Annotated in this window: 23 protein-coding genes and 2 tRNA genes; 15 read left to right on the forward strand and 10 right to left on the reverse strand. The window is 69.5% G+C overall.

Annotation, left to right across the window (positions count from 1 at the left end; translation table 11 throughout):
• Positions 1 to 76 precede the first annotated feature (76 nt).
• Complete coding sequence (locus ACWF9G_RS25970) at positions 77 to 1,045, forward strand: DUF2157 domain-containing protein (protein WP_452518477.1); 969 nt, start codon at positions 77 to 79, stop codon at positions 1,043 to 1,045.
• Between the two features lies 1 nt (position 1,046).
• On the opposite strand, the gene ACWF9G_RS25975 is transcribed toward ACWF9G_RS25970, so the two are convergent.
• Positions 1,047 to 1,598, reverse strand: coding sequence for a hypothetical protein (locus tag ACWF9G_RS25975; RefSeq protein WP_379308916.1), 552 nt, complete (start codon positions 1,596 to 1,598; stop codon positions 1,047 to 1,049).
• A 95-nt stretch (positions 1,599 to 1,693) separates the two neighbouring features.
• On the opposite strand from ACWF9G_RS25975, the gene ACWF9G_RS25980 reads away from it, so the two are divergent.
• Positions 1,694 to 2,767, forward strand: a complete 1,074-nt coding sequence (locus ACWF9G_RS25980) for an enoyl-CoA hydratase/isomerase family protein (RefSeq protein ID WP_452518479.1) — start codon at positions 1,694 to 1,696, stop codon at positions 2,765 to 2,767.
• A gap of 67 nt (positions 2,768 to 2,834) precedes the next feature.
• Positions 2,835 to 3,629 (forward strand): enoyl-CoA hydratase, encoded by a 795-nt coding sequence (locus tag ACWF9G_RS25985; RefSeq protein WP_379308918.1) that lies wholly within the window; start codon positions 2,835 to 2,837, stop codon positions 3,627 to 3,629.
• On the opposite strand, the gene ACWF9G_RS25990 is transcribed toward ACWF9G_RS25985, so the two are convergent.
• Together ACWF9G_RS25990 and ACWF9G_RS25995 are read right to left on the reverse strand one after the other, a co-directional pair.
• Positions 3,626 to 4,684: an Hsp70 family protein gene (locus ACWF9G_RS25990; RefSeq protein WP_452518481.1), complete on the reverse strand. Its 1,059-nt coding sequence runs from the start codon at positions 4,682 to 4,684 to the stop codon at positions 3,626 to 3,628. The two genes, ACWF9G_RS25985 and ACWF9G_RS25990, sit on opposite strands and share 4 nt — an antisense overlap.
• A gap of 67 nt (positions 4,685 to 4,751) precedes the next feature.
• Positions 4,752 to 5,297 (reverse strand): MarR family winged helix-turn-helix transcriptional regulator, encoded by a 546-nt coding sequence (locus tag ACWF9G_RS25995; protein WP_379308920.1) that lies wholly within the window; start codon positions 5,295 to 5,297, stop codon positions 4,752 to 4,754.
• 140 nt (positions 5,298 to 5,437) lie between these two features.
• Here ACWF9G_RS25995 and ACWF9G_RS26000 point away from each other — a divergent pair.
• Positions 5,438 to 5,509, forward strand: a tRNA-Cys gene (locus tag ACWF9G_RS26000).
• A gap of 41 nt (positions 5,510 to 5,550) precedes the next feature.
• On the opposite strand, the gene ACWF9G_RS26005 is transcribed toward ACWF9G_RS26000, so the two are convergent.
• From ACWF9G_RS26005 to ACWF9G_RS26035, 7 genes are all read right to left on the reverse strand, one after another.
• Entirely contained in the window at positions 5,551 to 6,618 is a 1,068-nt protein-coding gene (locus ACWF9G_RS26005) for an ABC transporter ATP-binding protein (protein WP_452518483.1), read from the reverse strand.
• A complete protein-coding gene (locus ACWF9G_RS26010) occupies positions 6,615 to 8,180 on the reverse strand; it encodes an ABC transporter permease (protein WP_452518485.1) in 1,566 nt (521 codons plus the stop codon). Before ACWF9G_RS26010 ends, ACWF9G_RS26005 begins: the two co-directional genes overlap by 4 nt.
• The gene (locus tag ACWF9G_RS26015) at positions 8,181 to 9,200 is read right to left on the reverse strand and encodes an iron ABC transporter substrate-binding protein (protein ID WP_379308925.1); all 1,020 of its coding nucleotides are present in this window, start codon (positions 9,198 to 9,200) and stop codon (positions 8,181 to 8,183) included.
• 115 nt (positions 9,201 to 9,315) lie between these two features.
• Positions 9,316 to 9,924, reverse strand: a complete 609-nt coding sequence (locus tag ACWF9G_RS26020; RefSeq protein ID WP_452518487.1) for an Rv0361 family membrane protein — start codon at positions 9,922 to 9,924, stop codon at positions 9,316 to 9,318.
• A 110-nt stretch (positions 9,925 to 10,034) separates the two neighbouring features.
• Positions 10,035 to 10,107: transfer RNA gene (locus tag ACWF9G_RS26025), tRNA-Arg, on the reverse strand.
• A gap of 112 nt (positions 10,108 to 10,219) precedes the next feature.
• Entirely contained in the window at positions 10,220 to 10,951 is a 732-nt protein-coding gene (locus tag ACWF9G_RS26030) for a DUF305 domain-containing protein (RefSeq protein WP_452518489.1), read from the reverse strand.
• Positions 10,951 to 11,832: a DUF3105 domain-containing protein gene (locus ACWF9G_RS26035; RefSeq protein WP_452518490.1), complete on the reverse strand. Its 882-nt coding sequence runs from the start codon at positions 11,830 to 11,832 to the stop codon at positions 10,951 to 10,953. Before ACWF9G_RS26035 ends, ACWF9G_RS26030 begins: the two co-directional genes overlap by 1 nt.
• A gap of 89 nt (positions 11,833 to 11,921) precedes the next feature.
• Between ACWF9G_RS26035 and argS the strand changes: the two genes are divergently transcribed.
• The 11 genes from argS (at position 11,922) to ACWF9G_RS26090 (ending at position 25,502) form a co-directional block, all read left to right on the forward strand.
• Entirely contained in the window at positions 11,922 to 13,583 is a 1,662-nt protein-coding gene (gene argS / locus ACWF9G_RS26040) for an arginine--tRNA ligase (protein WP_379310605.1), read from the forward strand.
• A 34-nt stretch (positions 13,584 to 13,617) separates the two neighbouring features.
• Positions 13,618 to 15,042 (forward strand): diaminopimelate decarboxylase, encoded by a 1,425-nt coding sequence (lysA, locus tag ACWF9G_RS26045; protein ID WP_452518492.1) that lies wholly within the window; start codon positions 13,618 to 13,620, stop codon positions 15,040 to 15,042.
• Positions 15,039 to 16,400 (forward strand): homoserine dehydrogenase, encoded by a 1,362-nt coding sequence (locus ACWF9G_RS26050; RefSeq protein ID WP_379310603.1) that lies wholly within the window; start codon positions 15,039 to 15,041, stop codon positions 16,398 to 16,400. The genes lysA and ACWF9G_RS26050 overlap by 4 nt, the downstream gene beginning before the upstream one ends.
• Positions 16,397 to 17,491, forward strand: a complete 1,095-nt coding sequence (gene thrC, locus ACWF9G_RS26055; protein ID WP_452518494.1) for a threonine synthase — start codon at positions 16,397 to 16,399, stop codon at positions 17,489 to 17,491. Before ACWF9G_RS26050 ends, thrC begins: the two co-directional genes overlap by 4 nt.
• Positions 17,492 to 17,516: 25 nt before the next feature.
• Positions 17,517 to 18,443: a homoserine kinase gene (thrB, locus tag ACWF9G_RS26060; RefSeq protein WP_452503883.1), complete on the forward strand. Its 927-nt coding sequence runs from the start codon at positions 17,517 to 17,519 to the stop codon at positions 18,441 to 18,443.
• A gap of 340 nt (positions 18,444 to 18,783) precedes the next feature.
• Positions 18,784 to 20,880 (forward strand): transcription termination factor Rho, encoded by a 2,097-nt coding sequence (gene rho, locus ACWF9G_RS26065; protein WP_452518496.1) that lies wholly within the window; start codon positions 18,784 to 18,786, stop codon positions 20,878 to 20,880.
• Positions 20,881 to 21,102: 222 nt separating this feature from the next.
• Positions 21,103 to 21,336 (forward strand): 50S ribosomal protein L31, encoded by a 234-nt coding sequence (gene rpmE / locus ACWF9G_RS26070; RefSeq protein ID WP_379310600.1) that lies wholly within the window; start codon positions 21,103 to 21,105, stop codon positions 21,334 to 21,336.
• Between the two features lie 96 nt (positions 21,337 to 21,432).
• Complete coding sequence (gene prfA / locus ACWF9G_RS26075) at positions 21,433 to 22,503, forward strand: peptide chain release factor 1 (protein WP_379310599.1); 1,071 nt, start codon at positions 21,433 to 21,435, stop codon at positions 22,501 to 22,503.
• Between the two features lie 2 nt (positions 22,504 to 22,505).
• Entirely contained in the window at positions 22,506 to 23,387 is an 882-nt protein-coding gene (gene prmC / locus ACWF9G_RS26080; RefSeq protein WP_452518498.1) for a peptide chain release factor N(5)-glutamine methyltransferase, read from the forward strand.
• A 305-nt stretch (positions 23,388 to 23,692) separates the two neighbouring features.
• Positions 23,693 to 24,358, forward strand: coding sequence for an L-threonylcarbamoyladenylate synthase (locus ACWF9G_RS26085; RefSeq protein WP_379310597.1), 666 nt, complete (start codon positions 23,693 to 23,695; stop codon positions 24,356 to 24,358).
• A 13-nt stretch (positions 24,359 to 24,371) separates the two neighbouring features.
• Positions 24,372 to 25,502, forward strand: coding sequence for an MraY family glycosyltransferase (locus ACWF9G_RS26090; RefSeq protein ID WP_189031120.1), 1,131 nt, complete (start codon positions 24,372 to 24,374; stop codon positions 25,500 to 25,502).
• Positions 25,503 to 25,515: the final 13 nt, after the last annotated feature.

A 25,515-nucleotide genomic window follows, 5' to 3' on the forward strand; every position in this document is an offset into this window, starting at 1 on the left:
AACTGGGTCACCATGGCGCGAAACGCGGTATGCGTGATTCGGTCGAAACATCACCGCAGGTCGACATACTCGACGGATGGTTCGCGAACATCGGGTGGGTGTGGCGCTGGAGCGGCTGGTGGCGGCGGGGGTGATCAGCGGGGAGCAGCGCGGGGCGGTGTTGCGGGCCGTTGATGCCGAGGAGCACGCGGAGCGGGCGAGTGCGGGCCGGGTGATCGCGGAGATCGTCGCCTACCTCGGTGCGGGTCTGGTGGCCGCCGGGGTGGTGCTGTTCCTCGGGCGGGCGTGGACCGAGGTGGCGCAGACCGGGCGGGTGGTGCTGCTGCTGGTCGTCGCCGGATGCGCGGCCGGGGGCGCGGTGGTGCTGGCCGGCGGCTGCGACGGGGTGTTCCGGCGGGTGCCGATCGCCTCGGCGGGGCGAAGCAGGCTCGCGGCGGTGCTGCTCGTGCTGGCCGCCGGCGCGGTGTGCGGTGCGGTGGCCACGGCCTTCGGCGACGGCGGTGGGAACGCCGCGGAGATCGCGGCATCGATGGCGGGGCTGCTGGTGGCGGTGCTCGGTTATCTGCTGGTGCCGAGCGTCCTCGGGATGGTCGCGATGGGCGGGTTCGGTCTCGCGAGTGTCGTGACCGCGACGTCGGAGCTGTTCGACTACCGGTCCGTCTGGCCCGGGGTGCTGTTGCTGCTGTTCGGTGGGCTGTGGTTCGTGCTCGCCTGGGCGCGGCTGTTCGTCGCGGAGTGGGCCGGGTACCTGATCGGCGGGCTGATCGCGGTGGGCGGCGCGCAATCGGTGACGATCGGCGAATCGCCGTGGCGGCCGGTGCTGACCGCGCTGGTCGGGGTGCTGTGTCTGATGCTGTACACGATCCGACGGGAACCGATCCTTGTGCTCGGTGGCGCCGCGGCGGTGGCGGGCGCGGTCGCCCAGGCGGTCGCCGACTACACCGACGGCGGGCCCGCCGCCGCGAGCATGGTGCTGGCGATCGGCGCGGTCGTGCTCACCGTCGGCCTGGTCGTGCTGCTCGTCGGGCCGAAACAGCTGGACTGAGTCAGCGGATCAGGGTGGTCTCCTGCGCGCGGATCGTGCGGAAGAACCGCGGGCCCACATCGGCGCCGTCGTGGTTGTAGCTGTCGATGATCTCGGCCAGCTCGTCGGCCAGTCTGCGCAGGTCCGCGGTCGCCGTGGTGCGGTCGAACTCGTCGGACTCCCAGCCCCACGCGGGCGGGATGCCGTCGATGGTGACGACGATCTGATCGGCGAACGGTGTGGTGACCGCCACCGTGAGTTCGGCGGGCGCGGCCGCGAGCGGGCTGTGCACCGTCAGCTCGCTCGGTCCGCCGACGACGGCGAAATCGCGGGCGAAGGCGATGTCGTCGCGGACCGACTCGACGATCGACGCGGTGCTCGCGTGCCTGCCGGGGCGATCATGCCGCGCGCCGTACACGCGGTCCGATGACGCGGAAGAAGCGTTGTGGTCGTGGGACTTCCGCAGAATCCGATCGAGCATGCGCTGCGCGGTGGCTCGCTCGCCCGCGCCGGTGTTCTCGTGCTCGATCAGTGCGCGCAGGCGGGTGATCCGCACGAAATGGTCGGTGCCCATGTCCCGATTGTGCCCCAGCGGGCCGGGGTGGAATGCGTCACATCGCGTACGCCGGAGTTTCGGATGCGCGGATGGTTATCTTTATCGTGACCAGCATGAGTGAAGCGGAAGTGCTGTTCGAGGTACGCGACGGGCTCGGTCTGATCACCCTGAACCGCCCGCGCGCGATCAACGCGCTCAACCACTCGATGAGCCTCGCGATCACCGCGGCGCTGCGCACCTGGGCCGCCGATCCGGTGATCCGGACCGTGGCGATCGTCGGAGCGGGCGAGCGTGGCCTGTGCGCGGGCGGCGACATCGTCGCCATCCACCGCGACGCCAAGGCGATCAACGACGGCGGTCCCGCGGCACCGGTGCCCCTGCAGACCGCGACCGCGGCGTTCTGGCGCGACGAATACCTGCTCAACGACCTGATCGGCAGCTACCCCAAGCCGTATGTGGCGATCATGGACGGCATCGTGATGGGTGGCGGTGTCGGCGTGTCCGCGCACGGCAGCCATCGCATCGTCACCGAGCGCTCACAGATCGGCATGCCGGAGGTGGGCATCGGTTTCGTTCCCGACGTCGGCGGCACCTACCTGCTCTCGCACACGCCCGGTGAGCTGGGCACCCACGTCGCGCTCACCACCGCCCGGATGGGTGCGGGCGACGCCATCACGGCTGGCTTCGCCGACACCTTCGTGCCCTCGGCGGATCTGCCCGCCCTGCTCGACACGCTGCGCACCACCCCTGCCGACGAGGCCATCGCCCGATTCGCCACGCCCGCACCGGAATCCGAGCTGGCGGCGCAGCGCGACTGGATCGACGCCTGCTACGCCGCAGGCACCGTCGAGGAGATCGTCGAGGCATTGCGCACCGCCGACTCGCCCGAGGCGACCAAGGCCGCCGAGGATCTTCTGGCCAAGTCGCCGGTAGCGGTCAAGGCCACCCTGCGCGCGCTGCGCATTGCCCGCACGCTGCCGTCGCTGGCCGCCGCGCTGAATGTCGAATTCCGGATCACCGTGGCCGCGTTGAGCACTCACGATCTGGCCGAGGGCATCCGCGCCCAGGTGATCGACAAGGACCGCGCGCCGCGCTGGTCGCCCGCCACGCTCGCCGAGGTCACCGCGGCCCAGGTCGACGCCTACTTCGCCCCGCTCGGCGCGGGCGAACTGGGATTGCCCGCGTAGCCGGTGGGTGATCGGGCTCGGTATCGTCTGCACCATCCGTGACCGCTGATGAACAAGAGGGTGCCTGGTGACCGATTTCGAGACGATTCTGCTGGAGCGCAAGGGCGGCAGCGAGGGTAAGGGCGGGGTCGGCTGGATCACGCTGAACCGGCCCAAGGCGCTCAACGCACTCAACGCGCAGGTCCTCGACGACGTCATCGCCGCGCTCGACGAGCTCGAGGCCGACGACTCCATCGGCGCCGTGGTCATCACCGGCTCGGAGAAGGCCTTCGCGGCAGGCGCCGACATCAAGGAGATGGCGCCCAAGTCGTACATGGACATGTACATGTCCGACTTCTTCGCCCGCTGGGACCGGCTGGCCAACTTCCGCAAGCCGACCATCGCCGCGGTGGCGGGCTACGCCCTCGGCGGCGGCTGTGAGCTGGCGATGCTGTGCGACATCCTGATCGCCGCCGACACCGCCAAGTTCGGCCAGCCCGAGATCAAGCTCGGCGTGATCCCCGGCATCGGCGGCTCGCAGCGGCTGACCCGCGCGATCGGCAAGCCCAAGGCGATGGATCTCATCCTGACCGGCCGCAACATGGGTGTGGAGGAAGCCGAGCGCGCCGGTCTGGTGTCGCGGATCGTGCCCGCCGACCAGCTGCTCGACACCGCGCTCGAGACCGCCCAGACCATCGCCTCGATGTCGCTGCCGGTCGCGATGATCGCCAAGGAAGCGGTCAACCGCGCCTTCGAGACCACGCTCGCCGAGGGACTGCTGTTCGAGCGCCGGGTGTTCCATTCGCTGTTCGCGACCGACGATCAGAAGGAAGGCATGGCCGCCTTCGTCGAGAAGCGGCCGCCGAACTTCACCAACAGCTAGTTCTGTTTCAGCCGCAGCGAACCGTCGGTGAGCTGGGCAGGAGCCGGCGCGGTGCCCTGCTCGGGTACCCGCGCCGACGAATTCTCGGTGCCGAGCAACCCGGCGATCGTGCCGCCCAAGGTTGCCGTCACCGCCACCGCGGCGAGGAGTTTCCTGCGACCGGGCCGCTGCGCTCCGTCGCGCGTCGACAGCGCCGCCCCCGCCCGCAGGCGCGGCATGCGCAGGCGGGACGGGCGCTGGGCGGCCAGCAGGACCGCGCCGCGCGCCGACACGTAGTCGGGCTCGGGGTCGTAGACGATCGGCAGCCCGATGCGCTGGGCCAGATCGGCGCGCAGGGTCGGGTTGCGGGTGCAGCCGCCGAGCAGGACCAGCGCACCCGGCTGCACGCCGGTCTCCTCGATCAGCTGACGCACGAACGAGGCCGAATGGTGCAGCCCGGCCTCGCACAGTTCGGCCAGATCGCTGCGGGTCACCACCGCGCGGCCGCCGGTGTCGGCGTCGGCCGCGGTCACCACGCGCGCCCGGCTCAGCGACTCGCGGTGCGCGCGGCTGGTGCGCGCGTCGGCCAGTACCCCGCCGCGGGCCAGTTGCCAGCGCAGCAGGGCGTCGTAGCCGTCGCCGCTGAGCACGGTGCTGCGCTTGCTCGCCAGAATCGTGTCGGTGCGGCAATCGGCATGGGTGACAGTCAAACCCGAGCAGCCGAGGTCGTAGAGGATCACCGAGGCGGTGGTGGGCAGCATGCCGGTGAAACGCAGATAGCGCAATTGCGCCAGCGGTTCGTCGACGATGCCGACGCCGGCGCCGACCACCGCTCGGATCGCCTCGGCATGCAGCTCGTTACGGCAGGTGACCGCGGCGGCCGTGACGCACGCGTCGCGCGCGAGCGCCGCGACGCGCATCCGGCGGATCGCCGACAACACCGCTTCTTCGACCGAGCCGCCCGCCCTGCGCGGTAGCCGGACGTGGTCCACCGGCGGCAGGTGCGGCTGATCGGAGTGGGTCAGCACGGCGCGAGCACCGCCCGCGCCCGCCGATACCCCCAGGACCAGCACCATGGGCTACATGGTGGACCAATTTCCGCTAGCTGCCAAGCGAGTCGGCCGGTGATTCGCCTGTCGGTTGCTATGTCGCGTGGAATGCGAGGTTTTGCTCGCCGGAATCCTCGTAGTCGCCCGCCTCGTGGCGGAACTCGGCGAGCAACGTCAGCAGTTCGCGGATCCGGTCCGGTGGCAGGCCCGGCTCGGCGAACACCCGCGCGTTCAGGGATGCGGTGGCCTCGGCGACCAATTCCCTTCCCGCGTCGGTGATTTCGATGAGCGTGGCGCGCCGGTCGGTCGGATGTGGGACCCGGACGACCAGTCCGGCCTTCTCGAGCCGGTCGACGGTGTTGGTCACGCTTGTCGGATGCACCTGCAATCGCGCACTGGCCTTGGCCATCGGCAGGGCGCCGGTCTTGCTGAAACTGAGCAGTTGCAGCAGTTCGTAGCGGGAGAAGGTCAGGCCCGTCGGTTTGAGCGCCTCGTCCACCCTGGCCATCACGATCTGCTGTGCCCGCACCAGCGAGGTCACCGCGGCCATCCCGTCGGCCACCGCACCCCAGCCGTGCCCGGTCCACTGCCGATGAGCTTCGGCGATCGGGTCATGCGGAAGCGGGCGTGGCCGAGACATGGCATTGATCATCGCATAGTGCCAGGTCGCCACCGCTCAGATGCGTCGCGCGGACCGGGCCGCGTGCGTCGCCCGAATTACGCTCACGCTGAGCGCAACCATGGTCAGCCGGGCCAGGCCACGGCAATCTCTAGGGCGAGGCGGGCGTGGCTGAGTGGTTGAGGCAACGGTCTGCAAAGCCGTTTACGCGGGTTCAATTCCCGCCGCTCGCTCGATGGACCGGCTGAACACGGTGTTCAGCCGGTCCGCGGCTTCACGACTTGGGGTAGGCCATCGCGGTGCCCTGGATTGTCAGGCGAACGTTGTCGCCTCGGGCGGGGGCTTGCGTGCCTGTCCGCCGGACCTTGACCGTGCCTGCGCCTTCGGCGAGGTCGATCGTGAGAATGACGTCGGGGCCGCGGAAGTCCACCTCCGTCACGGTGCCGCTGTGCGGATGGTCGGTGGTGACGACCTGCGCGGTCAGCTGTTCGGGGCGCAGCATCAGCGTGGTCTGGCCGGTGGGGGCGTGCCGCTGCACCGGGACCGGACCGAGCGCGGACTTGGCGATGTCGGCCTCGCAGAGGGCGTCGAGCAGGACGCAGTCGCCCAGGAAGCGGGCCGTGAACAGGTCGGCGGGGTGGTGGTAGACGTGCTGCGGCGGGCCGACCTGGGTGAACCGTCCGTCGCGCATGACGGCGACCTGTCCGGCGAAGCTCAGCGCCTCTTCCTGGTCGTGGGTGACGAGGATGCTGGTCATCCCCGCGGCGCGCAGGGTCTCGGCGACGGCCTGCCTGGTGGTGGCGCGCAAGCCGGTGTCGAGGGCGCTGAAGGGCTCGTCGAGCAGCATCAGGGCGGGTTTGCGGGCCAGCGCGCGTGCCAGTGCCACGCGCTGTTGCTGGCCGCCGGAGAGCTCGTGGGGCAGGCGGTCGGCGAAGCCGGGGTCGAGCGACACCATCGCCAGCAGTTCGGTGACGCGGTCGCGGTCGTGGTGCCTGCGCAGCCTGGCGGCAGCTCCCCGCAGGCCGGTGTGCAGACCGTAGGCGATATTGTCGGCGACGCTCAGGTGCGGGAACAGCGCGCCGTCCTGGGCGACGTAGCCGATCCGCCTGCGCTGTGGCGGCAGGCAGAGGTTCTGCCGGACAACGGTTTCCGTGCCCAGCTGGACCGACCCGCTATCGGGCGCCTCGAAGCCGGCGATGACACGCAGCAGTGTCGTCTTGCCGCAGCCCGACGCGCCGACGACGGCGGCCGCGGTGCCGTCGGGGACATCGAGATCGATGTGGTCCAGCACCCGGGTGGCGCCGAAGCTCTTCGAAATTCCGCTGACGACAAGCCGGCTCATACCCCCGCCGCCTTTCTGGACTGGGTGAACAGCACATATGTCACCGGCACCGCGGCGACGATCATGATCAGCGCGTACGGCGCGGCGCCGGCATAGTCGAGTTCGCCGGACAGGCCCCAGAACTGCATGGCCAGGGTGCGAGTTCCGTTGGGCGCCAACAGCAGTGTCGCGGTGAGCTCGGTGGACACGGCGACGAAGACGAGCGCGGCGGCCGACGCGGCGGCGGGGGCTGTCATCCGCAGCGTCACCCGGAAGAAGGTGGCCGGGGCCGACTCGCCCAGCGACCGTGACACCTCCTCCAGCCCGACCGGCACCTGCGCCAGCCCGGCCCGCACGCTCACCAGCGCGCGGGGCAGGAACATCAGGACGTAGGCGAGCACGACCAGCGTCACGGTCTGATAGAGCGGCGGTGCCCACCGGATGGTGACCGTCACCAGGGCCAGGGCGATCACGATGCCGGGCAGCGAACTGGTGATGTAGTTCGCGCCCTCGACAACCCGGGCGAACCTGCCTGCCGAACGCACCGCGATCCAGGCGACAGGGAACGCGCACAGCGTGGTGACCAGCGCGGCGGCCGCGGCCAAGCCGATCGTCTGGCCCAGTGCCGTGCCGATCGTGGTCATGTCCCACACGGCCGGGCCGCCGAGCCACAGCCAGCGCCCGATCGTCCACAGCGGCACGCCGAGCGCCGCGACGATCACCGCGACCAGCACGCCGAACAGCGGAATCCGCCACCAGCCGAGGGCAATCGGCGCAACCGCGCGTGGCGCGCCGCTGCCGAGCCTGGCGTAGCGGGCGTTCCCGCGCAGCAGCGCCTCGCCGCCGAGCAGCGCCAGACAGCACAGGACCAGGACACCGGCGAGCATGCTCCCGGCCGGACCGGCGAAACTGCTCTGATACTGCTCGAAGATGGCGGTGGTGAACGTGTCGTAGCGCAGCATCACGAACGCGCCGTACTCGGCGAGCAGATGCAGGCCGATCAACAGCCCGCCGCCGAGGATCGCCAACCGCAACTGCGGCACCACGACACGCCAGAACACTTCCACCGGGCCGGAGCAGAGCGCGCGCGCCGACTCCTCGATCGCCGGATCGAGCCTGCGCAGTGTCGCGGCGACCGGCAGATACACCAGCGGGAAATACGACAGTGTGCAGACGAGGACCGCGGCGGAGCGCCCGTGCATCGAGGGGAACACGCTCACCCAGCCGTAGCTGTTGACGAACGCGGGCACCGCCAGCGGTGCGACGAGCACCGGACCCCACCATGACCGGCCCGGTACCTCGGTGCGCTCGACCAGCCAGGCCAGCCCGATCCCGAGCAGCACGCACACCGGCACCGTGTACACCACCAGGGCGGCGGTATTGCCGAGCAGCTCACCGACTCTCGGCCGGAACACCATATCGGCGGCCTCGCCGAGCCCGGTGTCGAACAGGACCGAGACGATGTAGCCCAGCGGGATGAACGTCGCCGCGGTCAGCGTCAGCGCCGCGAGCGTGACGAACACCCCGGGCCTGCCGACCCGCGATGTCGTCGCCGACGGGGTCGGCCCGGCGAGCTCAACCACCTACAGCAGTCCCGCCTCGGTCATCAGCTGGGTGACCTTCTTCGAGTCGAGCTTGCTCGGGTCGATCGCGGGTGCCTGCAGATCGGCCAGCGGCGGCAGGGCCGGGTTCGCGGCGATGTCACTGGCGACCGGGTACTCCATCGAGGTGCCGTCGCGGAGGATCTCCTGGCCCTTCTTGCCGGTGATGTAGGCCAGGAACTTCTGCGCGGACTCCTGCTTCTTGCTCGACTTCAGCACGCCGCCGCCGGACACGCTGACGAAGGCGCCGGGGTCCTGGTTCTTGAAGTAGTGCAGCGCGGTATTTGCGCTGCCCTCCTTGGTCTTGGCCTGATCGCGGTACCAGTAGTAGTGGTAGATCACGCCGCCCTCGGGATTGCCCGCGTCGACCGCCTTCATGGTCGCCACATTGTTCTGCAGCGAGGTCGCGTTGGCCTTCATGCCCTGCAGCCAGGACCGGGTGACATCCTCGCCCTTCAGCGCGAGCAGGCCCGCCACGATCGCCTGGAAATCGGCGCCGGACGTGCCAGCGCCCCAGCGGCCTTTCCACTGCGGTTGGGCGAGATCGAGCAGCGAGGCGGGCAGGCCCGCGGTCGGCAGCCTGTCCTTGTTGTAGACGAAAACCGTTGCGCGGGCGGCGACTCCGGTCCACTTGCCGGTCGATGGCCGGTACTGGGCGGGGACCTGGTCGAGCGTCGCCTTGTCGACGTCGGCGAACAGACCCGCGTTCTCCACCAGTGCCATGGCGGGTGAGTTCTCGGTGAGGAAGGCGTCGGCGGGGGAGTTCGCGCCCTCAGCGACCAGCTGATTGCCCAGTGCGGTGTCGCCGCCCTGACGCAGGATGACCTTGATGCCGGTCTCCTTGGTGAACGCCTCGGCCCACTCCTTGGTGAGCGACTCGTGCTGCGCGTTGTAGACGGTGATCTCGTCGGCATCGCCCGGGGAGGACGAACAGGCGCTGACACCCAGCGCGGCCACCGCGATCACCATCAGCCCGGCCAGCGGTTTCCAACTGCGCGACATCATCGGCGTCCTTCCGGCAAAGGATCCCCATCCGATGATGAGGCTTACCTAAGCAAGATACCCGGCGCGACGTGCGCGGATGGGCGATCAGCCGGTTCGCCTGTGCGGTGTTCGGTCAGTGTCTGGTGGCTGGCACCGAGCAGATCTTCCAGGTGCCGTTTTCCTTCTTGAGGTGCTCTTCGGTGCTGTCCTCGGTGCTGGGCTCCTCGCCCGCCACGGACAGGGTCAGCTTGCCGACGACCGTCGCCTTGGCGATGTCGCCGGTGATGACGATGTCCTCGACCTTGTCGATGGTCACCGAGACGGTCGCGGCGTCGAACTGCTGTCGCTGCTCCGGGGTGAGATTGTCGATCTCGGTGCGGTCGGCCTCGCACGCCAGCTGCGCGGCCGCGACGAACCCGTCGGCGCCGAGCGTGTCGTAGAAGTCGCGAATCGCGACCTCGATCTGCTTCTCGTCCGAGGCCAGCGGAGTCCGCCCCTGCACGGTGAGCACGATGCCGGTGATCAGCGCGCCGAGCACCACCAGCGCGACGACGGCCAGCGCGATGAACAGCCCGGTCCGGTTCTTCTTCGGCGGCTGCTGCGGCGGGAAGACATCGGGGTTGCCTGGCGGGGGAGTCTGGCCGGGCCCGAATCCCGCGTGCGGGTATCCGGGCGGCCCGGACGGCATCTCGGGCGGCTGCTGACCGAAGGGTGGCTGCTGGCCTTCGGGGGGATTCGTCATGCCTCGCTCCTGATGTCATCGGGGCGAGGCCCCGAAACCAGTGGAACCGTGCGTGAACAACCTGAATCAAACAAACGAGGCCCCGACCGAACGGACGGGGCCTCGAAATGTGCCCTCGGCAGGATTCGAACCTGCGGCCTTCTGCTCCGGAGGCAGACGCTCTATCCCCTGAGCTACGAGGGCGGGATAGATGCCGGTCGCTGTGCGGCGATCGGGCAGCGACAGCGTATCGCATCGAGTGCGGTGCGCCAAAAACGGTGCCGGACCGGGCGGTTGACCCGGTCCGGCGGCTCGCTCAGCTCAGCGGCAGCGGGCTCGCGCCGCGGGCGGCCAGCATGCTCGTCATCAGCTGGGACTCGCCCTCCTGGGTCTTGGACATCTGCGCGGCCAGGATCCGCACCTCGGTGGTGTCGGCGTGCTCGGCGGCGTAGTCGAGCATCGGCACACCGCCCTGGTGGTGGCGCAGCATCAGCTGCAGGAACAGCGTGTCCATGGCGGGGCCGGTGGACTGGCGCAGCGCGGTCATCTCCTCCTGGCTCGCCATGCCGGGCATCGACGACATCGGACCCGACATCTCGTGCCCGGTCGTCGTACCGCCGTGGCCGTGCGAGCCCGAGCCGTGGTCGGTCATCCAGCCCATGTAGCCGTCGACGTTCTGGTTGGGCTCGCCCCACAGCTGCAACCAGCCCTGCATCCGGCCGATCTGATTCTGCTGGGTGGTGAGGATGTCGTAGGCGAGCCTGCGCACGTCGTTGTCGGTCGAGCCGATCAGCGCCGCGCCCGCCATGTCGACCGCCTGCGCGTGGTGCGCGGACATGTCCTGGCTGAACCCCACGTCGACAGGGCCCGGCGCAGGTGTCTCGGTCTTGTCCAGCGGCAGCCGCAGCAGCACGCCGGCCACGGCGCCGAGCAGCAGCAGGCCGATGGCGCCGAGGACGAGGATCGCCCCGGCCGGGCGACGCGCGCCCGGCTCGGCGGCGGTGTCGTCGGCGTTGTCGTCGGGGTCGAACGCGGTGTCGGTGCCCACTACTGGCCCGCGGGCTGGGTGCCCGGCAGCTGGAGACCGCCGGGGAGACCCGGCAGGCCGGCGCCCCCACCGAGCTCGGACTGGTCCTGGGTCAGGCCCTTGCCGTCCATCGGCACGGCCTCGGGGCCGTACGGCGCCGCGTCGAACGGCGGCGGGTTGTTGGCGTCGAAGATCGGGTTCGAGCAGCTCGCGCCGACCTCGGGGTAGGCGTACGGGTTCTCGCGCAGCGCGGAGATGAACTGCTTGATCCGCGCGTCGTCGGCGGATTCGAGCTTGAGCTGGTGACCCCACGACTGCAGCGAGATCGGCGAGTCGAGGCCCGGGTACGGCGACATCAGCGAGTACTGACGGCCCTTGACGAAGTTCGACAGCTTCTCCACACCCGCGGCGTCGACCTTGTCCGGGTTGTAGGCGATCCAGACCGCGCCGTGCTCGAGCGAGTGCACCGCGTTCTCCATGCGGATCGGCTTGGCGTACACCGTGCCGGTGCAGTTGGCCCACGCGCCGTCGTGCGGGCCGCCGTAGGCGGGCGTCTTGTCGTAGGCGACGCGCTGGGCCGACGTCACGTGCAGACCGGCCGGGTAGTCCTGCTTGACCACGCCGTCGATCTTCGCCGACGGGTCCTGGTTCTCCTTGGACGGCACCCATTCCTTGAGGTCGGTCTGGGCTTCCCGGATGGCGGCCTGGTCCAGGTACTTGGGCACCAGGCTGTAGGCGAGCAGGCCGATCAACGCGACGATGGCCACACCGGCGCCCAGCAGGGCCCAGGGGAATTCTCGCTTCTTACCCGGAAGCTTGCCTTTGCCGGGTTTGCGGGACGGAGACGACTTCCCCGCGGCCCGGACGGCCTTGGCTGATGTGGCGCTGGTCCTGCTCGGCATCGCTCGTTGTGCTCTTTCGACGTGTGGATCGGGACGTTCGTACCGGGCGGTCGTGGTTGCGAGGCGCCCAGCCAATAGGATAGAGACTCGTGACTCCAGCTGACCTTGCAGATCTCCTTCGCACCACCGCCGCGAAGGTGCTTGTCGAACGTGGACTGGACTCGTCGGTCCTGCCCGAGCAGGTCACAGTGGAGCGTCCGCGCAACCCCGAACACGGCGACTATGCCACGAATGTGGCCATGCAGGTGGCCAAGCGGGTGGGAACCAATCCGCGTGAGCTGGCCGGCTGGCTCGCCGAGGCCCTGTCCGCGACCGACGGCATCGATGTGGCCGACGTCGCAGGTCCCGGCTTCCTCAACATCCGCCTCGCCGCCTCGGCGCAGGGCGTGATCGTCACGCAGATCCTGGCCGCGGGCGAGAAGTTCGGCACCGGCGCCGCGCTGTCCGGCACCAAGATCAACCTGGAATTCGTCTCCGCCAACCCGACCGGTCCCGTGCACCTCGGTGGCACCCGGTGGGCCTCCGTCGGCGACGCGCTGGGCCGCATCCTGGCCGCTCAGGGCGCCGACGTGACCCGTGAGTACTACTTCAACGACCACGGCGCGCAGATCGATCGCTACGCGAAGTCGCTGGTCGCGGCAGCCCTCGGCGAGCCGACCCCGGAAGACGGATACGCGGGCGAGTACATCCAGGAGATCAGCTCCGGCATCGTCGCCGCGCACCCCGCCGCGCTCACCCTGCCCGCCGACGAGCGGCACGAGCTGTTCCGTCGCGAGGGTGTGCAGCAGATGTTCGCCCAGATCAAGCAGGATCTGCACGACTTCGGCACCGACTTCGACGTGTACTTCAACGAGAGCGAACTGTTCGCCTCCGGCGCCGTCGAGCAGGCCGTCGAGCAGCTCAAGAACTCGGGCAACCTGTACGAGAAGGACGGCGCCTGGTGGATCGCGTCCACCGAGTTCGGCGACGACAAGGACCGCGTCGTCCTCAAGAGCGACGGCAACGCCGCCTACATCGCCGGTGACATCGCCTACTTCCAGAACAAGCGCGCGCGTGGCTTCGACCTGGCCATCTACATGCTCGGCGCCGACCACCACGGCTACATCGGCCGCCTCAAGGCCGCCGCGGCCGCGTTCGGCGACAACCCCGACACCGTCGAGGTGCTGATCGGGCAGATGGTGAACCTGGTCCGCGACGGCCAGGCCGTGAAGATGAGCAAGCGCGCGGGCACCGTCGTGACCCTGAACGACCTGGTCGAGCAGATCGGCGTCGACGCCGCCCGCTACTCGCTGGTGCGCTCCTCGGTGAACTCGAGCATCGACATCGATCTCGACCTGTGGACCAAAGCGAGCAGCGAGAACCCGGTCTACTACGTGCAGTACGCGCACTCGCGGACCAACAGCATCATCGGCAACGCCGCGAAGTACGCCGAGTTCGCTTCCGTCGAACCGGATTTCGCGCTGATGGACTCGGCGCGCGAAGGCGATCTGATCCGCACGCTCGGTGATTTCCCGCGCGTGGTCGCCACCGCCGCCGAGACCCGCGAACCGCACCGCATCGCCCGCTACCTCGAAGAACTGGCCGGTGTCTACCACCCCTTCCAGTCCGACGACGACATGCGCGTACTGCCCAAGGGCGACGACGCCGTCACCCCCCTCAACGCCGCCCGGCTCGAACTGGTCAAGGCGACCCGTCAGGTGCTGGCCAACGGCCTCACCCTGCTCGGCGTCAGCGCACCGGAGCGCATGTGAACACCGGCAAGCTTTTCAGGAAGGACGCACAACTGTGAGTGGTGCACACCCGGCCGGTCCCCGGCACGCAGAGATCCCGCACGCCCCGAGCCTGGCCGAGCGCCCGACCGATCCGAGCGAGATGATCGACCTGCCGGCCAACGTGTGGCCGCGCAACGCCACCCGCGGCGAGGACGGCATCGTCCGCATCGCCGGCGTGCCCGTGACCGAGCTGGCCCAGCAGTACGGCACCCCGCTGTTCGTCATCGACGAGGACGACTTCCGCTCGCGCTGCCGCGACATGGTGCGCGCCTTCGGGCCCAACGCCCGTGTGCACTACGCGTCCAAGGCGTTCCTGTGCGGTGAGATCGCGCGCTGGATCCGCGACGAGGGCCTCTCGCTCGACGTCTGCTCCGGTGGCGAGCTGGCCATCGCGCTGCACGCCGGTTTCCCGGCCGCGCGCATCGCGCTGCACGGCAACAACAAGTCGGTGCCCGAGCTCGAGGCCGCGGTCGCCGCCGGCGTCGGGCACGTGGTCGTCGACTCGCTCTACGAGATCGAGCGGCTCGAAGCGGTCGCAGGCGCGGCGGGCGTTGTCCAGGACGTGCTGGTCCGGGTCACCGTCGGTGTCGAGGCGCACACCCACGAGTACATCTCCACCGCCCACGAGGACCAGAAGTTCGGCTTCTCGATCGCCGGTGGCGACGCCATGGAGGCGCTCGCCCGCGTCTTCGAAGCCGACAACCTGCGCCTGGTCGGCCTGCACAGCCACATCGGCTCGCAGATCTTCGAGCTCGACGGCTTCGAGATCGCCGCGCGCCGCATGCTCGGCCTGCTCCGCGAGGCCATCGACAAATTCGGTATCGAGCGCACCGCGCAGATCTCCACCCTGGATCTGGGCGGCGGCCTCGGTATCTCGTACCTGCCGAGCGACAACCCGCCGCCGCTGGACGAGTTCGCCGCCAACCTGCGCGGCCTGGTCGCCGCCGAGGCCGCCCGCGCCGGGCTGCCAGAGCCGACCATCGCCGTCGAGCCGGGCCGCGCCATCGCGGGGCCTGGCACCGTCACCCTCTACGAGGTCGGCACCATCAAGGACGTCGAGCTCGACGGCGGCGCGCGCCGCCGCTACGTCAGCGTCGACGGCGGCATGAGCGACAATATCCGTCCCGCGCTGTACCAGGCCGATTACGATTGCCGTCTGGTCTCGCGCTCGTCGGATGCGCATGCGGTCGTCGCGCGCGTGGTCGGAAAGCATTGCGAGAGTGGCGATATCGTCATTCGCGATACCTGGATGCCCGCCGATGCCGGCCCGGGTGACCTGGTCGCCGTCGCGGCGACTGGTGCGTACTGCTATTCGATGTCGAGCCGCTACAACCAGCTCACCCGGCCCGCCGTGGTCGCGGTGCGTGACGGTGTGGCGCGACTGATTCTGCGCCGGGAAACGGTGGCGGACCTGCTCAGCCTGGAGGTAGAAGGATGACCGAAACCGGCGTCAACAACGGCACCAGGGACGCGAGTCGTCCGCTGGGTGTCGCCGTCCTCGGCATGGGCACCGTCGGCACCGAGGTGGTCCGCGTGCTGCGCGACCACGCCGAGGACCTGCGTTCGCGCGTCGGTGCGCCGCTCGTGCTGCGCGGCGTCGCCGTGCGCGACCTGAACAAGGACCGCGGCCTGCCCGCCGAGCTGCTCACCACCGACGCCGCGGCGCTCGTCGCCCGCGAGGACGTCGACCTGGTGGTCGAGGTGATGGGCGGCATCGATCCGGCCCGTGGGCTGATCGGCGCGGCGCTGACCGCGGGCAAGTCCGTCGTCACCGCCAACAAGGCGCTGCTGGCCGATTACACCGGCGAACTGGCCGCCGCTGCCGAGCGCAGCCGTGCCGACCTGTACTTCGAGGCCGCCGTCGCCGGTGCGATCCCGGTGGTCCGGCCGCTGATCCAGTCGCTCTCGGGTGACCGGGTGAACCGGGTCGTCGGCATCGTCAACGGCACCACCAACTTCATCCTCTCCGCGATGGACGAGACCGGCGCCGCCTACGACGACGTGCTCGCCGAGGCCACCGACCTCGGTTACGCCGAGGCCGACCCCACCGCCGACGTCGAGGGCTTCGACGCCGCCGCCAAGGCCGCGATCCTGGCCTCGCTGGCCTTCCACACCCGCGTGACCGCGGCGGACGTGTACCGCGAGGGCATCTCCAAGATCACCGCCGAGGACCTGGAGACGGCCTCGGCCGTCGGCTGCACCGTGAAGCTGCTCGCCATCTGCGAGCGCGTCGCGGCCGGTCCGGGCGAGCCCACCTCCGCCGAGGGCGGCAAGGATCGCGTCTCGGTGCGCGTGTACCCGGCGCTGATCCCGCGCAAGCACCCGCTGGCCTCGGTCAACGGCGCGTTCAACGCCGTCGTCGTCGAGGCCGACAACGCGGGCCGCCTGATGTTCTACGGGCAGGGCGCCGGTGGCGCGCCGACTGCCTCGGCCGTGCTCGGCGACCTCGTGATGGCCGCGCGCAACAAGTTCTACGGTGGTCGTGCACCGGGCGAATCGGTCTATGCTGAGCTGCCGATCGCGCCGATCGGGGACACCCCGACCCGCTACCACGTGAACCTGCAGGTGGCGGATCGTCCCGGCGTGCTCGCCGCGGTGGCGGACACGTTCGCCCAGCACGGGGTGAGCATCTCGACCGTGCGTCAGCAGGGCCATGGCGACGGTGCCAGGCTCGTGGTCGTCACCCACCATGCGGTGGAGTCCTCGCTGGCCGATACTGTCGCGGCATTGGCGGAAATGGATTCCGTTACCGCTGTGACCAGCGTTCTCAGACTGGAAGGCACAGAAGAATCATGAATTCCACTGGCATCGCCCCCCAGCTCGGCGTGCACTCGCGCTGGCCGGGTCTGATCGCGGCCTACCGCGATCGGCTCGAAGGTGCCGCCGACTGGGAACCGGTGACCCTGTTCGAGGGCGGCACCCCGCTGGTCCCCGCGACGCACCTGTCCGAGCTGACCGGGTGCGAGGTGTACCTCAAGGTCGAGGGCGCCAACCCGACCGGTTCCTTCAAGGACCGCGGCATGACCATGGCGATGACCGACGCCAAGTACCGCGGCCAGAAGGCCGTGCTGTGCGCGTCGACCGGCAACACCTCGGCTTCGGCCGCCGCCTACGCCACCCGCGCCGGCATGGAGTGCGCGGTGCTGATCCCGCAGGGCAAGATCGCGATGGGCAAGCTGGCCCAGGCCGTGATGCTCGGCGCCAAGATCATCCAGGTCGAGGGCAACTTCGACGACTGTCTCGAGCTGGCCCGCAAGGTCACCTCGGACTTCCCCGAGGTCGGCCTGGTCAACTCGGTGAACCCGGCCCGCATCGAAGGCCAGAAGACCGCCTCGTTCGAGATCTGCGATGTCCTGGGCAAGGCGCCCGACGTGCACGTGCTGCCGGTGGGCAACGCGGGCAACATCACCGCCTACTGGCGCGGGTACCGCGAGTACCACGCCGACGGCATCACCTCGGTGCTGCCGCGCATGCTCGGCGTGCAGGCCGCCGGTGCGGCCCCGCTGGTCAACGGCGCTCCGGTGAAGGACCCCGAGACCGTGGCCACCGCCATCCGGATCGGCGCCCCGGCGTCGTGGAACGGTGCGATGGAGGCCAAGGAGCAGTCCGGTGGCGCCTTCCGCGCGGCCACCGACGAGGAGATCCTGGCCGCGTACCGGCTGGTCGCCGCGACCGAGGGCGTCTTCGTCGAGCCCGCGTCGGCCGCGAGCGTGGCCGGTCTGCTCGCCGCCCGCAAGGAAGGCTGGCTGGATTCGGGCCTGACCGTGGTCTGCACCGTGACCGGCAACGGTCTCAAGGACCCCGACAACGCGCTGACCGGCATGCCCGAGGTCAAGCCGATCGCCGTCGACCCGGTGGCCATCGCCCACGAACTCGAGCTGGCCTGAGTTGAGCGCACGCGAGAGCAGGCTGATGACAGCGACCCTGCCCGCCGGTCTCGAAGTGACCGTGCGCGTTCCCGCCTCCACAGCCAACCTCGGCCCCGGATTCGACTGCCTGGGAATGGCATTGGGCCTCTACGACGAGATCGTGGTGCGCACGACCGATTCGGGTCTCGACATCCGGGTCGAGGGTGAGGGCGCCGACGACGTGCCGTGGGGCCCAACGCATCTGGTGGTGCGGGCGATCGAGCGCGGGCTGGAATCGCTCGGCGTCTGGGCCGACGGCCTCGATGTGGTGTGCCGCAACGTGATTCCGCACTCGCGTGGCCTCGGCTCCAGCGCCTCCGCGGTGGTCGGTGGCCTGGCCGCGGGCGCCGGGCTGGCCGCGAAGTTCGATCCGGAGCTGCGCCTGGACACCGACCGTCTGGTGCAGCTGGCCTCGGAGTTCGAGGGTCATCCCGACAACGCCGCGGCCAGCGTGCTCGGCGGAATCGTGGTGTCGTGGACCGAGTCCGATGCCGAGGCCAACCGCGCCTACCGGGCCGTGCGCCTGCAGCCCGCCGCCGCGCTGCGCCCGGTGGTGCTGATCCCGCAGGAACGCTCGTCCACGGCGCACACCCGCGGGCTGCTGCCCGAGCAGGTGCCGCACGGCGACGCCGCGTTCAACGTCAGCAGGGCGGCGCTGGCCGTCGTGGCGCTCACCGAGCGCCCCGATCTGCTGATGCCCGCCACCGCCGACCGGCTGCACCAGACCCAGCGTGCTCCCGCGCTACCGCTCACCACGGCGTGGATCCAGCGGCTTCGGGCCGCGGGAATCGCGGCGACTGTTTCCGGCGCAGGCCCGACCATTCTGGCTCTCGCGACCGGAGAATTCCCTGATGACCTGCGCAAACAGGCGGAATCCGACGGGCTGCGGGTAGTCGAACCCGGCATTGCGGGCGGCGTCGCGGTCGACTGACGGCGTGCCTGCCTTGCCGTTGTTCGCAATGGGCAGCTATTCTGTGCAAGTCCGTACATCGTGCGCATCAGACGCCGGTGCTTCATCAGGGCAATCGCTCCAGCAGGCTCCAGGCTCGAGCCTCCACACCATGGAGGTGCTGCGACGCCGAGAAGCCGCTCAACTGGAATGATCTCTCCTCACCACTGTCTTCTGGTGGCGAAGCCTCCGGTCCGGCGGGGCGGGTAGTACGGCACAGGCGTCCTGTCGGACGCGTAATCCGAGCTCGGCACACGGTGCCGGGTCTACGGAACGAACCCTCGATTCAGCACACGGCATTCGAGGGAAGGAAAGGATTTCCGTGACAGATACGGACCTGCTCGCGACACCCGGGGTGGAATCCAACCCTACGAACTCGGGCGGCCGCGAAAGTGAATCCGGACAGATTTCGAAAATGAGCGAACACACCGACGTCGCACGATCGGGGCTGACTGGAATGCTGTTGCCGCAGTTGCGCGCATTGGCGGGGGAGCTCGGTATCCGAGGCACCTCCGGTATGCGTAAGGGCGATCTCATCGCCGCTATCAAGGAGAATCAGGCCGGAGCGCCTGCGAAGGCGGGCAAGCCCGCCGAGGCCGCCGCCGTGACGGCCGACGCGCCCGCCGCCAAGACCGAGGCGCCCGCGAAGGCCGAGGCGCCCGCGAAGGCCGAGGCGCCCGCGAAGGCCGAGGCTACGGCCAAGGCCGACAAGCCGGCCAAGGCCGACAAGCCCGCCGAGACGCAGGCCGCCGTCGCGGTCGCGCCCGAGCAGGCCCCGGCCGAGCAGGCGCAGGCCGAGTCCAAGACCGCCGCTCCCGCCGAGTCGACCGAGGATTCCGGTCGCGAGGGCGGTCAGCGTGGCCGTGGCCGGCAGCGTCGTGGTCGTGACCAGGCCCGTTCCGGTGGGGGCGAGAACGCCCAGGCCGAGAGCCGTGGCGAGGAGCCCAAGCAGGCCGACAAGGCCGAGGGCGGCGAGCAGGGCGAGCGTCGTCGCGAGCGTGGCGACCGCACCGGTGGCGACCGTGGCGACCGCACCGGTGGCGACCGGGGCGAGCGCGCCGGTGGCGAGCGGAATCAGAACGAGCGCAACCAGAACCAGAACGGCAGCGCCGGCGGTAATCGCGGTCCCCGCGACGACCGCGGTGGTGACGACGAGGAAGGCGGCCGCGGTCGCCGGGGTCGCCGGTTCCGTGAGCGTCGCCGCGGTCGTGACCGCGACGGTGGCGCCGGTGGCGGTGGCGGCGAGGCCCGCGACTTCGAGATCCGCGAGGACGACGTCCTACAGCCGGTCGCAGGCATCCTCGATGTCTTGGACAACTACGCGTTCGTGCGGACCTCCGGCTACCTGGCCGGCCCGAACGACGTGTACGTCTCGATGAACCTGGTCCGCAAGAACGGCCTGCGCCGCGGTGACGCGATCACCGGTGCGGTGCGTGCCCCGCGTGACGGCGAGCAGAGCAACCAGCGCCAGAAGTTCGACCCGCTGGTCCGCCTGGACACCGTCAACGGCGGCGAGGTCGAGGCGGCCAAGCGTCGTCCCGACTTCACCAAGCTGACCCCGCTGTACCCGAACCAGCGCCTGCGCCTCGAGACCGCGCAGAACAAGCTGACCACGCGCGTGATCGACCTGATCATGCCGATCGGTAAGGGCCAGCGTGCGCTGATCGTGTCCCCGCCCAAGGCGGGTAAGACCACGATCATGCAGGACATCGCCAACGCGATCGCGATCAACAACCCCGAGTGCTACCTCATGGTTGTCCTGGTCGACGAACGTCCCGAAGAGGTCACCGACATGCAGCGTTCGGTGAAGGGTGAGGTCATCGCCTCCACCTTCGACCGTCCGCCCGCCGACCACACCTCGGTCGCCGAGCTCGCCATCGAGCGCGCGAAGCGACTGGTGGAGATGGGCAAAGACGTTGTGGTGCTGCTCGACTCGATCACCCGATTGGGCCGCGCGTACAACAACTCCTCGCCCGCCTCGGGCCGCATCCTCTCCGGTGGTGTCGACTCGACCGCGCTGTACCCGCCCAAGCGGTTCCTCGGCGCGGCCCGCAACATCGAGAACGGTGGCTCGCTCACCATCATCGCCACGGCGATGGTGGAGACCGGCTCCACCGGTGACACGGTGATCTTCGAGGAGTTCAAGGGCACCGGCAACGCCGAGCTCAAGCTCGACCGCAAGATCGCCGAGCGGCGCGTGTTCCCCGCGGTGGACGTCAACCCGTCCGGTACCCGCAAGGACGAGCTGCTGCTCTCGCCCGACGAGGCCGCCGTGCTGCACAAGCTGCGTCGCGTGCTGACCGGGCTGGACTCGCACCAGGCCATCGATCTGCTGATCGACCGTCTGAAGAAGTCCAAGAACAACCTCGAGTTCCTGATGCAGGTCTCCAAGACCGCACCGGGCGCTCTCGACGAGTGATCGTCTAGAACCGCAGCAAGGGGCCTCGCCGACGCGGGGCCCCTTGCTGCATTCGGGGAACAATTCTGAGGTGGGGGGTGTTTTCGGAGGGTGCGGCCAGATCTGGCATACTGGACCGCTGTGTGTCTGCGGCTTCGCAGACATCCCGCCTAGTCGGTTCCGGTTCACGTATTCCGCGCTCCAGCGGCATGCGACCCGGCGACCATTATCGAGAGGACGCCCATGAAGGCAGGAATCCACCCCACGTATGTCGACACCACCGTTGTGTGTGGTTGCGGCAACACCTTCCAGACTCGCTCCACCAAGGAGTCCGGCCAGATCACCGTCGAGGTCTGCTCGCAGTGCCACCCGTTCTACACCGGCAAGCAGAAGATCCTCGACACCGGCGGCCGCGTCGCTCGCTTCGAGGCTCGCTACGGCAAGCGTGCAGGCAAGAAGGCCGACGCCGACAGCTAGTTGCCTCATCCGACGCCCGGTTCTGCTTCCGCAGGCCGGGCGTCGGTGGTTTCTCGCCCAACCGATTCCGCCCGCACCGCACATAAGGAAGCAAACGTGACGCAGCCGTCCGCCATCGACGACATTCTGGCCGAGTACGCAGGCCTGGAGACGCAGCTGGCCGATCCGTCGTTGCACAGCGACGCCGGTGCGGCCCGGCGGGTGGGCAAGCGGTTCGCCGAGCTGGCCCCGGTGATGTCGACCTACCGCAAGCTCGAATCGGTCCGCGACGATCTCGATGCCGCCCGTGAGCTGGCCGCCGACGACGCCGCGTTCGCCGCCGAGGTGCCCGGTCTGGAAACCCAGCTGGTGGAGCTCGAGCAGGCGCTGGCCGATCTGCTCGCCCCGCGCGACCCGCACGACGGCGACGACGTGGTACTCGAGGTGAAGTCGGGCGAGGGCGGCGAGGAATCGGCGCTGTTCGCCGCCGACCTGGCGCGCATGTACATCCGCTACGCCGAGCGGCACGGCTGGAAGGTGGAGACGCTCGACGTCACCTATTCCGACCTGGGCGGATACAAGGACGCGACGCTGTCGATCAAGAGCCGCGACGCCGCCCGTGACGGCGTGTGGTCGCGCTTCAAGTTCGAGGGTGGCGTGCACCGCGTGCAGCGCGTGCCGGTGACCGAGTCACAGGGCCGCATCCACACCTCGGCGGCGGGCGTGCTGATCTACCCCGAGCCCGACGAGGTCGAGCAGGTGCAGATCGACGAGACCGACCTGCGCATCGATGTCTACCGGTCCTCCGGCAAGGGCGGCCAGGGCGTCAACACCACCGACTCCGCGGTTCGCATCACCCACCTGCCCTCCGGCATCGTGGTGACCTGCCAGAACGAGCGCTCCCAGCTGCAGAACAAGGCGCGCGCGATGCAGGTGCTCGCCGCCCGGCTGCAGGCGCTGGCCGAGGAGCAGGCCGACCAGGAGGCCGCCGCGGGCCGCGCGAGCCAGATCCGCACGGTGGACCGCTCCGAGCGCATCCGCACCTACAACTTCCCGGAGAACCGGATCGCCGATCACCGCATCGGTTTCAAGGCGCACAACCTCGACGCCGTCCTCGACGGTGACATGGACGCGCTGCTCGACGCGCTCGGCAAGGCCGACCGCGACGCCCGCATGGCCGCCGAGTAACCGTGGCAGAACGCGTCCGGCTGCGCCCGCTGATCGTCGAGGCCGCGGCGCGGCTGGCCGAGGCGGGCGTGGCCTCACCGCTGCCCGATGCCGAGAACCTGGCCGCCCACGTGCTCGGTGTCGACCGGATGCGGCTGGCGCTGCACCCGATGGTCGAGCCCGCCGAGGCGGAACGGTTCGGGCAGCTGATCGACCAGCGGGCCGCGCGAATCCCGTTGCAGCACTTGACCGGAACCGCTGCCATGGGCGAGATCGACCTCGCCGTCGGCCCTGGCGTCTTCGTGCCTCGGCCGGAGACCGAGCTGCTGTTCGCGTGGGCGCTGGCCTGGCTGGAGACGCTGCCGCACGACCACGCGCCGATCGTCGTCGACCTGTGTACCGGCTCGGGCGCCCTGGCCCTGGCCATCGCACACGCCCGCCCCGATGCCCAGGTCCATGCCGTCGAACTCGACTCCGACGCCCTGCCCTGGGCCCGCCGCAATGCCGACGACCGCATCGCCGACGGCGACACCCCCATCACCCTGTACGCCGACGACGTCACCGACCCGACCCTGCTCACCGAGCTGTCGGGCCGCGTCGACCTGGTCGTCTCGAACCCGCCCTACATTCCCGACGCCGCCATCCTCGACCCCGAGGTCGCCGAGCACGACCCCCACCGCGCCCTCTTCGGCGGCTCCGACGGCCTCGACGTCATCCGCGCCATGGTCCCCACCATCGCCCGCCTGCTGCGACCCGGCGGCGCCACCGCCATCGAGCACGACGACACCAACGGCGGGGGAGTGGCGGCCCTCCTGGCGGCCGCCGATTTCGTCGACATCGTCGAGCATCCCGATCTCGCGGGTAAGCCGCGATTCGTCGTCGCGGCGCGGCACAGCAAACCCTGACCGGGTGACCGAACGCCGTGTTTCCCTGCTGCCTGCGGCGCGGGCCCGCCGGTCCAGCACACCTCCAGCAGCTCCAGGAGTGGCCGCTGCACGCCGGGCGGTGGGCCGGAGCGTCGCGGCCTCGCAAAGTCCCCGCGCAGGTGAAGCCCCTCGCGGGGGCTAGACTCTTGCCGCACACCGAAGACCGGCAAGAATCGTGGGACCTCGACAACTTGCCGCAACCCCGATGACCACGAGACCCGGGGCAGCGGAATATTGTCAGCCACCCGAAGTCCGGCAGAAATCGCGGGAAGGCGAAGCTAAGCGTGAGTACCGTTTACGACTGTGCCGAACCGGCGTCTCGGGCCGCCGGCATCACCGCCGCCACCAGCGCGCTGAAGTCCGGTCGGCTGGTCGTGATGCCGACCGACACGCTGTACGGCCTGGCGGCCGACGCGTTCGATGCCGACGCGGTCGGCTCGCTGCTGGCCGCGAAGCGGCGCGGTCGCGATATGCCCGTTCCGGTGCTCGTCGGTTCCTGGCACACCATCGATGGGCTCGTGTTCTCGGTGCGGCCGCAGGCGCGGGACCTGATCCGCGCGTTCTGGCCGGGTGCCCTGAGCCTGGTCGTACAGGCGGCGCCGTCGCTGGCGTGGGATCTGGGTGACACCCGCGGCACGGTGATGCTGCGGATGCCGTTGCATCCGGTGGCGCTGGAATTGCTGCGCGAAGTCGGGCCGCTGGCCGTGTCGAGTGCGAACGTGTCCGGGCAGCCGCCCGCCAGCACCGTCGAGCAGGCGCGCGAGCAGCTGGGTTCGCTGGCGAGTGTGTATCTCGACGGTGGTCCGGCCGAGCACGCGGTGGCCTCCACGATCGTCGATCTGACCGCGGATCAGCCGCGGGTGTTGCGGGAGGGTGCGGTGCCGGTGGCCGATATCGCGGAGGTGCTCGGGATGGCGCCCGACGCGTTGACCAGCCCCGCGCAGCGGTGATCGCACGCCTCCCATGAGCTCAGTCGTTCCCCTGCGCGAGCTGGTGCTCGTGCTGCTCGTCTCGGCCACGGTGACCTTCCTGGCGACCGGCGGTGTCCGGGTGCTCGCCATCGGCTTCGGCGCGGTCGCGATTCCGCGTGAGCGCGATGTGCACGTGAAGCCGATTCCGCGGATGGGTGGCGTCGGCATGTATGTCGGTGTCGTCGCCGCGGTGTTGTTCGCGCACCAATTGCCCGCCCTGCGGCGCGGTTTCGATTACGCGCCCGATATTCCGGCGGTGCTGGTCGCGGCGACGATCATCGTGCTCGTCGGCATCGTCGACGACCGCTGGGGCCTGGACGCGCTCACCAAATTCGCCGGGCAGGTCACCGCGGCGGGCGTGATGGCCGTGATGGGCCTGAGCTGGTACGTGATCTACGACCCGTTCAACGATTCCACCGTGGTGCTCGACGCGCTGCAGGGCGGTCTGGTGACCGTCGGCATCACCGTCACGCTCGTGAACGCGATGAACTTCGTCGACGGTCTGGACGGTTTGGCGGCGGGGCTCGGCTTGATCTGCGCCGTCGCGGTTTTCGTGTTCTCCGTCGGTTTGCTCTACGACCAGGGCGGCTCGGTGGACACCTATCCACCCGCGCTGCTGGCCGCCGCGCTGGCCGGCGCCTGCCTCGGATTCCTTCCGCACAATTTCTCGCCCGCCCGAATCTTCATGGGCGATACCGGCTCGATGATGATCGGTTTGATGCTGGCGGCGGTTTCCACCGGCGCCTCCGGCCGAATTCCGCTGCAGGGCTACGGCCCGCGCGACATTGTCGGTTTGCTCTCACCGCTGTTGCTGGTCGGCGCGGTGATGTTCATTCCGGTGCTGGATCTGTTGCTCGCGATCGTGCGCCGCGTGCGCGCTGGCGTGAGTTTCTCCACACCGGACAAAATGCATCTTCATCACCGATTGCTACAGATCGGACATTCCCAGCGACGCGTGGTCCTGTTGATCTATTTGTGGGTCGGCGTGCTCGCCTTCGGCGCGGTGGGAACATCGCTGATGGATCGGCGACTCGTGGTGTTGCTGGTTGCGGGTGGATTGGTGTTCGCGCTGGTAGTGACCGCGATCCCATCGATGCGCCGGGTGGAGTCGGCGAACCGGTGAACTCCGGCCGCTT

Source organism: Nocardia sp. NPDC055029 (assembly GCF_053608525.1).

Coding starts and splice junctions, on each gene's coding strand:
- ACWF9G_RS25970 (WP_452518477.1), top strand. CDS start 77: ATGGTTCGCGAACATCGGGTGGGTGTGGCGCTGGAGCGGCTGGTGGCG.
- ACWF9G_RS25975 (WP_379308916.1), bottom strand. CDS start 1,598: ATGGGCACCGACCATTTCGTGCGGATCACCCGCCTGCGCGCACTGATC.
- ACWF9G_RS25980 (WP_452518479.1), top strand. CDS start 1,694: ATGAGTGAAGCGGAAGTGCTGTTCGAGGTACGCGACGGGCTCGGTCTG.
- ACWF9G_RS25990 (WP_452518481.1), bottom strand. CDS start 4,684: ATGGTGCTGGTCCTGGGGGTATCGGCGGGCGCGGGCGGTGCTCGCGCC.
- ACWF9G_RS25995 (WP_379308920.1), bottom strand. CDS start 5,297: ATGTCTCGGCCACGCCCGCTTCCGCATGACCCGATCGCCGAAGCTCAT.
- ACWF9G_RS26005 (WP_452518483.1), bottom strand. CDS start 6,618: ATGAGCCGGCTTGTCGTCAGCGGAATTTCGAAGAGCTTCGGCGCCACC.
- ACWF9G_RS26015 (WP_379308925.1), bottom strand. CDS start 9,200: ATGTCGCGCAGTTGGAAACCGCTGGCCGGGCTGATGGTGATCGCGGTG.
- ACWF9G_RS26020 (WP_452518487.1), bottom strand. CDS start 9,924: ATGACGAATCCCCCCGAAGGCCAGCAGCCACCCTTCGGTCAGCAGCCG.
- ACWF9G_RS26035 (WP_452518490.1), bottom strand. CDS start 11,832: ATGCCGAGCAGGACCAGCGCCACATCAGCCAAGGCCGTCCGGGCCGCG.
- ACWF9G_RS26050 (WP_379310603.1), top strand. CDS start 15,039: ATGACCGAAACCGGCGTCAACAACGGCACCAGGGACGCGAGTCGTCCG.
- thrC (WP_452518494.1), top strand. CDS start 16,397: ATGAATTCCACTGGCATCGCCCCCCAGCTCGGCGTGCACTCGCGCTGG.
- thrB (WP_452503883.1), top strand. CDS start 17,517: ATGACAGCGACCCTGCCCGCCGGTCTCGAAGTGACCGTGCGCGTTCCC.
- rpmE (WP_379310600.1), top strand. CDS start 21,103: ATGAAGGCAGGAATCCACCCCACGTATGTCGACACCACCGTTGTGTGT.
- ACWF9G_RS26090 (WP_189031120.1), top strand. CDS start 24,372: ATGAGCTCAGTCGTTCCCCTGCGCGAGCTGGTGCTCGTGCTGCTCGTC.